The organism is Streptomyces sp. Edi4 (assembly GCF_040253615.1).
Lineage (GTDB): Bacteria > Actinomycetota > Actinomycetes > Streptomycetales > Streptomycetaceae > Streptomyces.
This window is the reverse complement of record NZ_JBEJGY010000004.1, coordinates 4776397-4788262: the sequence shown is the minus strand read 5'-3', so window position 1 is coordinate 4788262 and position 11866 is coordinate 4776397. Positions and strand designations below refer to the sequence as shown.

Here is an 11866-nt window from a genome sequence, read left to right as displayed (position 1 = left end):
AGCGCGAAGAACGAAGAGCGAAGGAATCATGCACCGATCAGCCCCGGCCACCCCCCAAAAGGCACCCGCCCCGGCCCAGCGCATCCGGCTCGCCCGCGTCCTCGCCTGTGCCGCCGTCCCTGTGATGCTCGTCGCAGTGGGGTGCTCGTCCGACTCGGGCGCCAAGAAGAAGACCGACACCTCTTCGGCGTCGTCCTCGTCCTCGTCCGCCTCCTCCTCGGCCTCCGGCGGCAAGCAGGCGTCGGCCTCGCCCTCCCTGGCCCCGGCGAAGTTCGCCAAGCTGCCCGAGGCGTGCCAGTCGGTCAGCGAGAAGACCATCGACACCTACGTTCCCAAGGCGAAGACGAAGGCGGGCGAGGTCGGCAAGACCGCGGACCCGCAGTCCCAGGCGAGCTGCACCTGGAACGGCCTGGACGACAAGGGCGTCGACGGCTCGCAGTACCGCTGGCTCGACGTGGACCTCAAGCGCTACGACTCGACGCCCGGCCTGGGCAGCGGCGAGGCGCTGGCGCAGAAGCAGTTCGACCACGCGGTCTCGTCGGCCCGCTCCACGAGCGACGCCACCAATGTGAAGACCGCCCCGGTCTCCGGTCTCGGCGACCAGGCCACCGCGATCGTCTTCAACCTGAAGAAGAGCGACGCGGACTTCAGTTACGCCGTCGTCGTGGTGCGCACCGCCAACGCCGTGGTCACCCTCGACTACAACGGCGCCGGGTTCCAGGGCGCCGACGGCCCGGACACGGGTGACGTCCTGAAGGGCGCCACCGATGCGGCCAAGGAGGCCGTCGCGGCGGTGGCCACCGCCAACAACAAGTAGCGCTCGCACGACCGTACGGAGTCCGGCCCTCCCCTGTGGGCCGGACTCCGTACGTATGTGCCAGGCTGTGCCCGCCAATTGCTTGACAAGGGGAGGGGACGCGGGTGGCCGCGACTCAGCTGACACGGACGCACCGCATCCTGATCGGGGTGGTGGTCGCGGGTGCCGTGGTGATCGCCGGGATCGGTTTCGCGGGTTCGTACGCCGCGGTCCGCGAGCTCGCGCTGCACAAGGGCTTCGGAAACTTCTCCTACGTCTTCCCCATCGGCGTCGACGCGGGCATCTGTGTGCTGCTCGCTCTCGATCTGCTCCTGACCTGGATGCGGATCCCTTTCCCGCTGCTCCGCCAGACCGCGTGGCTGCTCACGGCCGCCACGATCGCCTTCAACGGCGCCGCGGCCTGGCCGGACCCGCTGGGCGTGGGCATGCACGCCGTCATCCCGGTCCTGTTCGTGGTCTCCGTCGAAGCGGCCCGGCACGCGGTCGGCCGGATCGCGGACATCACCGCCGACAAGCACATGGAGGGCGTCCGCCTCACCCGCTGGCTGCTCTCGCCCATCCCCACCTTCCGGCTGTGGCGCCGGATGAAGCTGTGGGAGCTGCGCAGCTACGAGCAGGTCATCAAGCTCGAACAGGACCGCCTGGTCTACCGGGCGCGCCTCCAGGCCGTGTACGGCCGCGCCTGGCGCCGCAAGGCTCCCGTGGAGTCCTTGATGCCGCTGCGGCTCGCCAAGTTCGGCGTGCCGCTGGCCGAGACCGCCCCGGCCGGTCTCGCCGCCGCCGGCATCGAGCCGGTCCTGCTGCCGCCCGGGCCGCCGGCCGCCCGCCCCGAGGCACAGCCCGAACTGGCCCCGGCCCAGGCCGCGCCCGAGGCCGCCGCGCCCGAGGCCCCCGCGCCCGAGGCCCCCGCACGCCAGGACCCGGCCCCCGCGCCGCAGGAGTACGCCGGCCCCGAGCAGCCCACCACGCACGAGAGCCCGTGGTTCGCCGCACAGCACGTCTCGCCCGAGGTGTACGAGGGCACGTACGACCCGGCCTTCGCCGAGGGCGCACCTCAGCAGCACGGGCCCCAGCAGGACCCGGGGCAGGACCCGCGGCAGGGCCCGCAGCAGGAGCCGGTCATGGTCCCCTCGGGTCCCGGCCGCGAACGCCCCCTCGGCGTCCCGACGGCGCGCGCGGCGGACCCGGGGCCCGCGCCGGTACCGACGGAGGACGAGTTCGCCCAGTTCGCGGAGCTCGCCTATGAGGTCTTCCGTCAGCACGAACGCACCGAGGGCGCCTACCCCACCGTCGAGACGCTGGACATAAAGCTCACGGACGAGCACGGTGTGCGCTATCCCGACAGCGCCGTCGTGCTGCGCAAGCTGTACCCGCAGTTCAAGGCGCACTTCGAAGCGAACCAGGACGTCGAGGACTACATCGCCTGACGGTACGTCAACAACCGCACGCACGCGCCCACTTGGGCCGGTGAGAAAACGCCGAGGGCCGTCACCCGCACCGGGTGACGGCCCTCGGTCGTTGTTCGACGATCAGGCGGCGAGCAGCTTGCGCACCCGGTCGGCGCCCACGGCGAGCAGCAGCGTGGGCAGACGCGGACCCGTCTCCCGGCTCACCAGGAGCGTGTAGAGCAGCGCGAAGAACGAACGCTGGGCGACCTTCAGCTCCGGCGTCGGCTTGGCGTCCGGCTCCAAGCCCGCCATCACCTTCGGCACGCCGTAGACCAGCGTGGTGAGCCCGTCGAGCGACCAGTGCGAGTCCAGGCCCTCCACGAGCAGGCGCAGCGATTCGCGGGCCTGCTCGTCGAGCGAGGCAAGCAGCTCGGTGTCGGGCTCCTCGCGGACCAGCGTGCGCTGGTCGGCCGGGACCTGGGTGGTGATCCAGTTCTCGGCGCGGTCAAGACGCGGGCGCACCTCGTCCAGCGAGGTCACCGGGTTGGCCGGGTCGAGCTCGCTCAGGATGCGCAGGGTCTGGTCCTCGTGGCCCGCCGTCACGTCCACCACGGAGGCCAGCGTGCGGTAGGGCAACGGGCGGGCGGTGCGCGGGAGTTCACCGGCGGCCGTGCGGGCCGCCCGGGAGTGGGCGGCGGCGTCGGCGGGCAGCGCCGTGCCGTCGGCGACCTTCGCCTCCAGCTTGTCCCACTCGTCGTAGAGCCGCTGGATCTCCTGGTCGAAGGCGATCTTGAAGGACTGGTTGGGCCTGCGGCGCGCGTACAGCCAGCGCAGGAGCTGCGGCTCCATGATCTTCAGCGCGTCGGCCGGCGTCGGGACCCCGCCCTTGGAGGAGGACATCTTGGCCATGCCGCTGATGCCCACGAACGCGTACATCGGGCCGATCGGCTGGACGCCGCCGAAGATCGACACGATCTGGCCGCCGACCTGGAAGGAGGAGCCGGGCGAGGAGTGGTCCACGCCGGAGGGCTCGAAGACCACGCCCTCGTACGCCCAGCGCATCGGCCAGTCGACCTTCCACACCAGCTTGCCCCGGTGGAACTCGCTGAGCAGGACGGTCTCCGAGAAGGCGCACGCGGAGCAGGTGTAGGTCAGCTCCGTGGTGTCGTCGTCGTAGGCGGTGACGACCGTGAGGTCCTTGCCGCAGCCGCCGCAGTACGGCTTGTACGGGAAGTAGCCGGTGGAGCCGGTGCCGTCGTCCTCGGCCGCCGCGCCCGAGCCCTCGGCGGCCTCAAGCTCGGCTTCGTCGAGGGGCTTCTGCGACTTCTTGCCCGGGGCCTTCTTGGTCCGGTACTGCTCCAGGATCGCGTCGATGTCACCGCGGTGCTTCATCGCGTGCAGCACCTGGTCGCGGTAGACGCCCGAGGTGTACTGCTCGGTCTGGCTGATGCCGTCGTACTCGACGCCGAGCTCGGCGAGCGCCTGGCCCATCGCGGCCTTGAAGTGCTCCGCCCAGTTCGGGTACGCCGAGCCGACCGGCGCGGGGACCGAGGTCAGCGGGCGGCCGATGTGCTCGTTCCACGACTCGTCCACGCCGGGCACGCCGCTGGGCACCTTGCGGTAGCGGTCGTAGTCGTCCCAGGAGATGAGGTGGCGCACCCGGTAGCCGCGGCGGCGGATCTCGTCCGCGACCAGGTGCGGGGTCATGACCTCGCGCAGGTTGCCCAGGTGGATCGGGCCGGAGGGCGAGAGACCGGACGCGACGACGATCACCGGGGCCTCGGCGGGCGATTTCGCGGCGTCAGGCGCACGTCGCTCCGACTCGGCGATGACATCGTCCGCGAAACGGGAGACCCAGTCGGTCTCGGTGCTGCTCTGAGCCACGGTCGGCACGTCCTTCTTTCTCGTAATGCCCTCGTCATGCCCTCGCCGGCCTGGCAGGGCCGGCCCGCCCATTCTCCCAGACGGAAGGAGCCCCTCCGGGGTTGCCCACAACTCAGGAGAAACGGCCCCGGGCCGCGTGGGAGAATCGGAGGGCAATCGTCCTCACTCCCGACAGGAACGGCACCTCATGGCCTCGGTCCATTCCCTCGCTTCCACTGTCCAGCAGCGCCTGGCGGACGCCCTCACGGCTGCCCTGCCGGAGGCCGGCTCCACCGACCCGCTGCTGCGCCGAAGCGACCGGGCCGACTTCCAGGCCAACGGGATCCTCGCCCTGGCCAAGAAACTCAAGGGCAACCCGCGTGAGCTCGCGACCCAGGTCGTCGAGCGGGTCGAGGGCGACACGATCAAGGACATCGAGGTCTCAGGCCCCGGCTTCCTCAACATCACGCTGGCCGACCGGGCGATCATCGACACCCTCGCCGCGCGCGCCGCCGACGACCGGCTCGGCGTGCCGCTGAAGGAGAACCCGGGCGTCACCGTCATCGACTACGCCCAGCCCAACGTGGCCAAGGAGATGCACGTCGGCCACCTGCGCTCGGCGGTGATCGGCGACGCGCTGCGCGCCATGCTCGACTTCACCGGCGAGCAGACGATCGGCCGCCACCACATCGGCGACTGGGGCACCCAGTTCGGCATGCTCATCCAGTACCTCATCGAGAACCCGGGCCAGCTGGCCCCGGCCGACGAGGTCGACGGCGAGCAGGCCATGTCGAACCTGAACCGGGTCTACAAGGCCTCGCGCGCGGTCTTCGACGCGGACGAGGAGTTCAAGGAGCGGGCCCGCAAGCGGGTCGTCGCGCTCCAGTCCGGCGACCGGGAGACCCTGGACCTGTGGCAGCAGTTCGTGGACGAGTCGAAGGTGTACTTCAACTCGGTCTTCGGCAAGCTCGACATGGAGGTGCGGGACGAGGAGATCGTCGGCGAGTCGGCGTACAACGACCTGATGCCGGAGACCGCCCGCCTCCTTGAGGAGTCCGGCGTCGCGGTGCGCTCCGAGGGCGCGCTCGTCGTGTTCTTCGACGACATCCGGGGCAAGGACGACCAGCCGGTCCCGCTGATCGTGCAGAAGGCCGACGGCGGCTTCGGCTACGCGGCCTCCGACCTCTCCGCGATCCGGAACCGCGTCGGCGAGCTGCACGCCACCTCGTTGATCTACGTCGTGGACGTGCGGCAGTCGCTGCACTTCAAGATGGTCTTCGAGACGGCGCGCAGGGCGGGCTGGCTCGGCGACGAGGTCACCGCGCACAACATGGGCTACGGCACCGTGCTCGGCGCCGACGGCAAGCCGTTCAAGACCCGCGAGGGCGAGACGGTCAAGCTGGAGGACCTGCTCGACGAGGCCGCCGAGCGGGCCACCGCCGTCGTGCGCGAGAAGGCCGAGAAGGTGGGCCTGAGCGAGGAGGAGATCGTCGAGAACGGCCGCTACGTCGGCATCGGCGCCGTGAAGTACGCGGACCTGTCGACCTCGGCGAACCGGGACTACAAGTTCGACCTGGACCAGATGGTGTCGCTCAACGGTGACACCTCGGTGTACCTCCAGTACGCCTACGCCCGGATCAAGTCGATCCTGCGGAAGGCCGGCGCCACCGTGCCCACCGCCCGTCCCGAGCTCGAACTCGCCCCGGCGGAGCGGGCGCTCGGCCTGCACCTCGACGCGTTCGGCGACACGGTCTTCGAGGCGTCGGCCGAGTACGCGCCGCACAAGGTGGCCGCGTACCTCTTCCAGCTGGCGTCGCTGTTCACGACCTTCTACGACCAGTGCCCGGTCCTCAAGGCCGACACCGAGGCGCAGGTCGAGAACCGGCTGTTCCTGTGCGACCTGACCGCGCGGACGCTGAACCGGGGCATGGCCCTGCTCGGCATCCGCACGCCCGAGCGCCTGTGACCCCGGCCCCGGCCTGACCCGGGGTCAACTCCCGCGTGGGGCAAGCCGGTTCATTCCTGAGTCAGCTTGTCCCACGCGTTGGTGTCCGTGTTGTACTCGAACGCCGGCCGGCCCTTGACCGCGCTGGTGCGGAACGGCTTGCCGCCGTCGTTCACGGTGACCTTGCCGGAGCGCTCGCCGCTGCTCCAGCCGACCTCCAGATACCAGCTGACGTCGTGCCCCTCGGTGTGCACGTCCAGGTCGAAGACCTCGGGGTCGTGCGTGGAGACCTTGAAGGGGAAGTCCTTCGCCGGCACGGCCGCGTCGCCCTGGTGACCGGCGACCGGCTTGCTGACGGGCTGCGGCGCGTCCAGGTCGATGTCGAAGGACTGCGGCACGACACCGCCGCCGCACCCCGAACCCATCGAGTACGCCGACCAGTTCAGCGGCGCCTCGCGCCCCACCACCCGCACGTTGATCCCGGTGATCACCACCGCGTCCTCGCCCTTGCCGGTCGCGGTCAGCTCCAGCTTGAGGTTGCCGCCGTCGATCCCGCCGAGCGCCCGCGACCAGGAGCGCCGGTCCTGCTCGTTGGGCGGGGGCGGCGGCACGGCGGTGGGCTTCTGGTCGAGCAGGTAGAACTTGCCGCACGGCGTGTCCCAGTCGTACGAGCTCACGCCCACGCTGACCGGGGTGCCCGCCGCCGGGGGGTGCTGGGACCGGCTCATGGCGGACGGGGTCGCGGACGAGGACGAGGACGAGGAGGACGACGCGGAGGCGGAGGGTGCGCCGGACGGGCTCGCGCTCCTGCCCGCGCCCGGGCTCGCGGTCTCGGGCGTACGCGCGCCGCCGGTGGCCGGGGACGCGGAGGTCCTGGCATCGGCGACGGTCTCGCTCGCGTCGGGCCTGCCGGTTAGCGCCGCGACTGCCGTGACCGGCACGGCGACGGCGACGACGGCCGCCCCGATGAGCACGAGCCGGGTCCGCCGGGCCAGGGGCCGCCCGGGAACGAGCCGCCCCAGCCACCCGCCCCGCGCGTCGGCCGCCCCGGCGCGCTCCACGACGGGCAACTCGTCACCGGCGGCGTCGGCGTCCGGCCGGGCGGAGAAGGCGGATGCGGAGGCAGGAGCGGAAGCGGAAGCGGAAGCGTTCGCGGACGCGGGACCGGGCGTACGAGTGGCCCCGGAACCGGCACCGGTTCCGTCACCCGGGTCGGTCCCCGTGCCGGGGCGGCCCGGCCCGCCCGCCGGACGCGCCTCCGGCACGGCGCTGGAGGGGTTCGCCGCGTTCGCCGCGTTCGCGACGTGCGGCGCATTCACCGCGTCGGCCGCACCCGGAGCGTCCGTCACGCCTGCCGCGTCCGTCACGCCCGGCGCGCTCACCGCACCCGGCGCACTCGCCGCATCGGGCGTGTTCGTTCCCTCCGGCGCACTCGCCGCACCCGCCGCGCCCGCCGCGCTGGTCGCCCCTGGCGCACTCGGCGCACTCGCCGCACTCGCCGGCTGGCCCGCGCCCCGGGCCCGGCGTCGCGCCTCGTCCGCGACGATCCAGCGCCGGTGCAGTTCGACGGACTCCTCGGGGCTCGCGCCGCACAGCCGGGCGAGCCGGTCCACGGGCGCGTACTCGGTGGGGACCGCGTCCCCGTTGCAGTACCGGTGGAGCGTGGACGTACTCATGTGGAGTCTGCCCGCGAGGACTCCGTAGCTGCGCCCCGAGCGGTCCTTCAACTCCCGCAGCAGCACCGCGAACTGCTCGGACTCAGTTGTCGCCATGCCCCGGTACCCTCCCCATCCATCCCAGGAACGCATTCCAGGGACAGGTCGTTTCCCCAGGTCAGTGGGTGTTCCAGCGTTCCAGCTTCCCCCATTGTCCCTTGCTCGTTGCCGGGTCGTCGGACCGGCCCGCAAGGTAGGTGCAGCAAGCAGCCGAACCGCTCGCTCCGGGGAGCACGACATGCGATTGCGCATCCGGTTCAACGTGGCGGACTCCCTGGCCGTGGTCGTCCTGGCCGCGTCCATCGCCACCCTCATCACCCTGATCCACCACTACCACCGCTGACGCGATCACGCCGTCGAGCCGGCCCACTCACTCACTCACACGGGGAGCACCAGTCATCATGCGTACCAACTTCCGTATCGCCGCCGCCGCGGCCACCACCCTCGTCGCCGCCCTCGCCCTGACCGCCTGCAACGGCTCGGACGACGCGGCGGCGGGCGACAAGCCGGCGGCCGCCGCCTCCGTCCCGGCCACGGGCGCCCCGCAGACACCGGCGCCGGGCGACACGTCCGGCAGCACGGCGGGCAGCGGCAAGGGCTCGGGGTCGGGCTCGGGGTCGGGCTCCGGCAGGGGGACGGGCCCTGGCTCTGCCAAGCACACCGGCACCGGCACCGGCGGCAGCTCGGGCGGCAAGTCCGCCAACAAGCCGGGGTCCGGCGGCAGTTCGGCCGACGCGCCCTGCACCGGCGCGGACGTGAAGCTGACCGCGACCCCGGTGACCCGCCCCCTCAACCACGTCCTCCTGACGGTCACCAACACCGGCAAGACCCTGTGCAACGCCTACTACGCGCCGGCGGTTTCCTTCTCCGACGACCAGCAGTCCCCGATCGCGGTGGACAAGGACACCACCCCGCAGGCCGTGGTCTCGCTGTCGCCCGGCGCCTCCGCGTACGCGATGGTCCGCACCCTGGGCGAGGACGACGGCAGCGAGCCGCAGAAGTCCGCGCACATCACGGTGTACTTCACCGGAAAGGACGACAAGGGCTCCACGGGCCCCGCCGCGTACGCCTCGCTCGCCAAGCCCGTGGCCGTCGTGAACAGCCAGGCCAGGGTCACCTACTGGCAGTCGGACCTGTCGTCGATCGACGCGTGGTAGTCACGGCGAACGGCAAGGAGCGTTGCCACTTCCGGGACGTTCGGGATGGAATGTCCGCATGGCGCGCATGGAACACCCCAGGCCCGAAAACGCCCGTCCCGGCGACCCCTCGCCCGCCGGGCCCGCACCCGCCGAGCCCTCGCCCCACCAGGCCGTACTGGACGAGGTCGGCCCCCGGCTCAGGCGGCTGCGGGCCCGGCGCGGGCTGAGTCTGTCCGGCCTCTCCGCGCGGACCGGCATCTCCAAGAGCACCCTGTCCCGCCTCGAATCGGGCCAGCGCCGCCCGAGCCTCGAACTCCTGCTCCCGCTCGCCACCGCGTACGGGGTGCCGCTGGACGATCTGGTGGGCGCGCCCGAGGTCGGCGACCCCCGCGTACGCCTGAGCCCGCGCCCCTCGCGGGACGGCGGCACGTTCGTCCCGCTGACCAGGGCGCCGGGCCCCCTCCAGGCGTACAAGCTCCTCATCCCCGACCGGGGAAGCGAGCCGGACCTGCGCTCGCACGAGGGGTATGAGTGGCTGTACGTCCTGGACGGCAGGCTGCGGCTCGTCCTCGGGGAGCACGACCTGATGCTCGGCCCCGGCGAGGTCGCGGAGTGGGACACCAAGGTGCCGCACTGGTTCAGCAGCGCGAACGGCCGCCCGGTGGAGGTGCTGAGCCTGTTCGGACGACAGGGCGAGCGCATGCACGTACGGGCGAAGCCGAGGGCTTGACGCACGGGCGATGGCGGGTTGCCGCGCTACGAGCGGGCGGGTGCATACGTCGCCTTGTGCCGCGTTCCTGGGGTCACTGTCCGATGATCCTGCCGTCGGGGGTCAGGGCGATGCGGGTCCCGTCCATCTCCGTCGTGGCACTGGCGCGCGTGCCGTACGCCTTCAGGGTGAAGTCCTCCGCTTTGCCCATGTGCACATACGCTTCAGCGGCGTTGCCCCACGAGTTGACCCGCACCCGCACTCCCCACTGGTTCACTTGCGGCTTCTCCCGCCACGGCCCCCAGCTGCTCTGCGGAAGCAGCCCGGCGCCTCGGCCCGAGAACACGTACCAGCTCGCGAGGCCGAGCAGGAGCACAGCGACGGCGAGCGCGAACGCGCTCGGCCGGCGACCGATGCGCGAGGAGAGAGCCACGTGATGGGTTCCTTCACGGTTCGGGGAGGGCTTCGCGCACTCCAAGACGGTCACCGGCCGGGCCGCGTTCCCGACCGCCTCGGCGGGTCCCTCACCCCTTGAGGGCCTGGCCGAGCCGGGTGAGCCCTTCGCGGATCTCGTCCGGCGCCGAGGTGGCGAAACACAGGCGCAGGGCGGCGGGGTCGGGGGTCCCGGCGAAGAACGGCGCGCCCGGGACGTACGCGACGTCGTACTCGACCACCTTGCGCAGCAGGTCAGTCGCGTCGAGGCCGTCCGGGAGCTGGACCCACAGGAACATGCCGCCCTCGGGCCGGTTCCAGGTGGAGCCGTCGGGCAGGGCGTCGGGGAGGCCGGCGAGCATGGCGTCCCTGCGCTCACCGTAGGCGGTCCGCAGCCGGGCGAGGTGGGCGTCGAGATCGCGGTCGACGAGATAGCGGGCGGCGGCGAGCTGGTTGACGGTCGGGGTGTGCAGGTCGGAGGCCTGCTTGGCTATGACGCAGGCGCGCAGCAGGTCGTGCGGGGCGCGCATCCAGCCGATGCGCAGGCCGGGCGCCATGATCTTGGAGTAGCTGCCGAGCAGGACGGTACGGTCGGCGGCGGCCTCGTACGCGGAGATCCACGGCACGTGCGCGCCCTCGTACCGCAGTTCGCCGTACGGATCGTCCTCGACGATCCACAGCCCGCGCCGCGCGGCGACGTCGGCGACGGCCCGGCGCCGCTCGACGGTCATGGTGTGGCCGGTGGGGTTCTGGAAGGTGGGCACGGAGTAGAAGAGCTTGGGCCGCTCGCGGACGACGAGGGCGTCGAGGGCGTCCGGGTCGGGCCCTTCCTCGTCGCAGGGCACGGCGACGACGCGGGCCCCGGCGAAGCCGAAGACCTGCAACGCGGCGAGGTAGCAGGGGTTTTCGACCAGGACGACGTCACCGGGTTCGAGCAGGGCGGCGGCGAGGAGGGTGAGCCCCTGCTGCGAGCCGGACGTGATCAGCAGGTCGTCGGGTTCCGTGGCAAGCCCGCGCCCCACGAGCCGCGCGGCAGTGGCGGCGCGCAGCGCGGGGCTTCCCTCGGTCGTGGAGTACTGGAGCGCGGTGGCCGCCTGCTCCTCCATGACCGCGCGGAACGCGGCGGCCAGGCCCGCGCCGTCGAACAGCTCGGGCGCGGGAAGTCCGCCGGCGAAGGAGATCACTTCGGGCCGGGCGGTCAGCGCCAGGATCTCCCGTACCGGGGAGGCTCCGACGGACGTGGCGCGGGCGGCGAGCGGGGGCACGGGGGCGGCGGGCATGGGGCGGGGCTCCTGTCGGTTGCTCGGACGTCCTACTACCCGGCACCCTACGCAGCGGCCCGCCGACGGCATCCGGCCATTTCAGCATGCGGTCCCTCGTCTCATTCTGGACCGTTGTCGGCGGGGCTCACTCCTGGGCCCGCTCCTGGGCCCGCCCCTGGTCCCGGACAGACGAACTCACACCACACCGACTTGCCCGGGTCCCGCTCCCCCACGCCCCACTTGTCGGCCAACGCCTCGACGAGCAGCAGCCCGCGCCCGCCCTCGTCGGCCATGTCCGCGCCCCCGTCCGCGACCCGGGGGATACCGCCCCCGCTGTCCTGCACCTCGACCCGCAGCACGGCCCCGTCGCACAACGCCACCCGCAGCAGAAAACCCCGCCCGGGCGGCACCCCGTGCAGCAGCGCGTTGGTGGCCAGCTCACTGACACAGAGCAGCACGTCGTCCCGCCGGTGCGCGAACCCCCAGTCGGACACGGCCCACTCGGCGAACTCCCGCGCCCCGGGCACGGATTGGCGCCGCGTGGGGTAGAAGCGTTCGCGGATTTCGTTCTCGTTCATGGGGGGAGGGTTGCGGAG

The 11866-nt window shown here is 72.0% G+C and carries 10 protein-coding genes; 5 read left to right on the top strand and 5 right to left on the bottom strand.

The features are described from left to right. Positions 1-28: 28 nt before the first annotated feature. Positions 29-817 carry a DUF3558 domain-containing protein gene (locus ABR738_RS23725; protein ID WP_350231997.1) on the top strand — a complete coding sequence of 263 codons (789 nt, stop codon included), beginning with the start codon at positions 29-31 and terminating at the stop codon, positions 815-817. Between the two features lie 104 nt (positions 818-921). After that, positions 922-2244, top strand: coding sequence for a DUF2637 domain-containing protein (locus ABR738_RS23720; RefSeq protein WP_350231996.1), 1323 nt, complete (start codon positions 922-924; stop codon positions 2242-2244). A 102-nt stretch (positions 2245-2346) separates the two neighbouring features. Here ABR738_RS23720 and lysS read toward each other — a convergent pair whose 3' ends face one another. Continuing rightward, positions 2347-4089, bottom strand: a complete 1743-nt coding sequence (gene lysS, locus ABR738_RS23715; RefSeq protein ID WP_350231995.1) for a lysine--tRNA ligase — start codon at positions 4087-4089, stop codon at positions 2347-2349. Between the two features lie 187 nt (positions 4090-4276). Here lysS and argS point away from each other — a divergent pair, with 187 nt between their 5' ends. Next, positions 4277-6034: an arginine--tRNA ligase gene (gene argS / locus ABR738_RS23710; RefSeq protein WP_350231994.1), complete on the top strand. Its 1758-nt coding sequence runs from the start codon at positions 4277-4279 to the stop codon at positions 6032-6034. A 50-nt stretch (positions 6035-6084) separates the two neighbouring features. Here argS and ABR738_RS23705 read toward each other — a convergent pair whose 3' ends face one another. After that, positions 6085-7785, bottom strand: coding sequence for a helix-turn-helix domain-containing protein (locus ABR738_RS23705; RefSeq protein WP_350231992.1), 1701 nt, complete (start codon positions 7783-7785; stop codon positions 6085-6087). A gap of 344 nt (positions 7786-8129) precedes the next feature. Between ABR738_RS23705 and ABR738_RS23700 the strand changes: the two genes are divergently transcribed. Beyond that, positions 8130-8885 carry a DUF4232 domain-containing protein gene (locus ABR738_RS23700; RefSeq protein ID WP_350231991.1) on the top strand — a complete coding sequence of 252 codons (756 nt, stop codon included), beginning with the start codon at positions 8130-8132 and terminating at the stop codon, positions 8883-8885. A 58-nt stretch (positions 8886-8943) separates the two neighbouring features. Continuing rightward, entirely contained in the window at positions 8944-9597 is a 654-nt protein-coding gene (locus tag ABR738_RS23695; protein WP_350231990.1) for a helix-turn-helix domain-containing protein, read from the top strand. 73 nt (positions 9598-9670) lie between these two features. Here ABR738_RS23695 and ABR738_RS23690 read toward each other — a convergent pair whose 3' ends face one another. From ABR738_RS23690 to ABR738_RS23680, 3 genes are all read right to left on the bottom strand, one after another. Next, positions 9671-10009, bottom strand: a complete 339-nt coding sequence (locus ABR738_RS23690; protein WP_350231989.1) for a hypothetical protein — start codon at positions 10007-10009, stop codon at positions 9671-9673. Positions 10010-10100: 91 nt separating this feature from the next. Then, positions 10101-11288: an aminotransferase-like domain-containing protein gene (locus ABR738_RS23685; RefSeq protein ID WP_350231988.1), complete on the bottom strand. Its 1188-nt coding sequence runs from the start codon at positions 11286-11288 to the stop codon at positions 10101-10103. A 101-nt stretch (positions 11289-11389) separates the two neighbouring features. After that, complete coding sequence (locus ABR738_RS23680) at positions 11390-11848, bottom strand: ATP-binding protein (protein WP_350231987.1); 459 nt, start codon at positions 11846-11848, stop codon at positions 11390-11392. Between the last annotated feature and the right edge of the window lie 18 nt (positions 11849-11866).

Coding starts and splice junctions, on each gene's coding strand:
- ABR738_RS23725 (WP_350231997.1), top strand. CDS start 29: ATGCACCGATCAGCCCCGGCCACCCCCCAAAAGGCACCCGCCCCGGCC.
- argS (WP_350231994.1), top strand. CDS start 4,277: ATGGCCTCGGTCCATTCCCTCGCTTCCACTGTCCAGCAGCGCCTGGCG.
- ABR738_RS23705 (WP_350231992.1), bottom strand. CDS start 7,785: ATGGCGACAACTGAGTCCGAGCAGTTCGCGGTGCTGCTGCGGGAGTTG.
- ABR738_RS23700 (WP_350231991.1), top strand. CDS start 8,130: ATGCGTACCAACTTCCGTATCGCCGCCGCCGCGGCCACCACCCTCGTC.
- ABR738_RS23695 (WP_350231990.1), top strand. CDS start 8,944: ATGGCGCGCATGGAACACCCCAGGCCCGAAAACGCCCGTCCCGGCGAC.
- ABR738_RS23685 (WP_350231988.1), bottom strand. CDS start 11,288: ATGCCCGCCGCCCCCGTGCCCCCGCTCGCCGCCCGCGCCACGTCCGTC.
- ABR738_RS23680 (WP_350231987.1), bottom strand. CDS start 11,848: ATGAACGAGAACGAAATCCGCGAACGCTTCTACCCCACGCGGCGCCAA.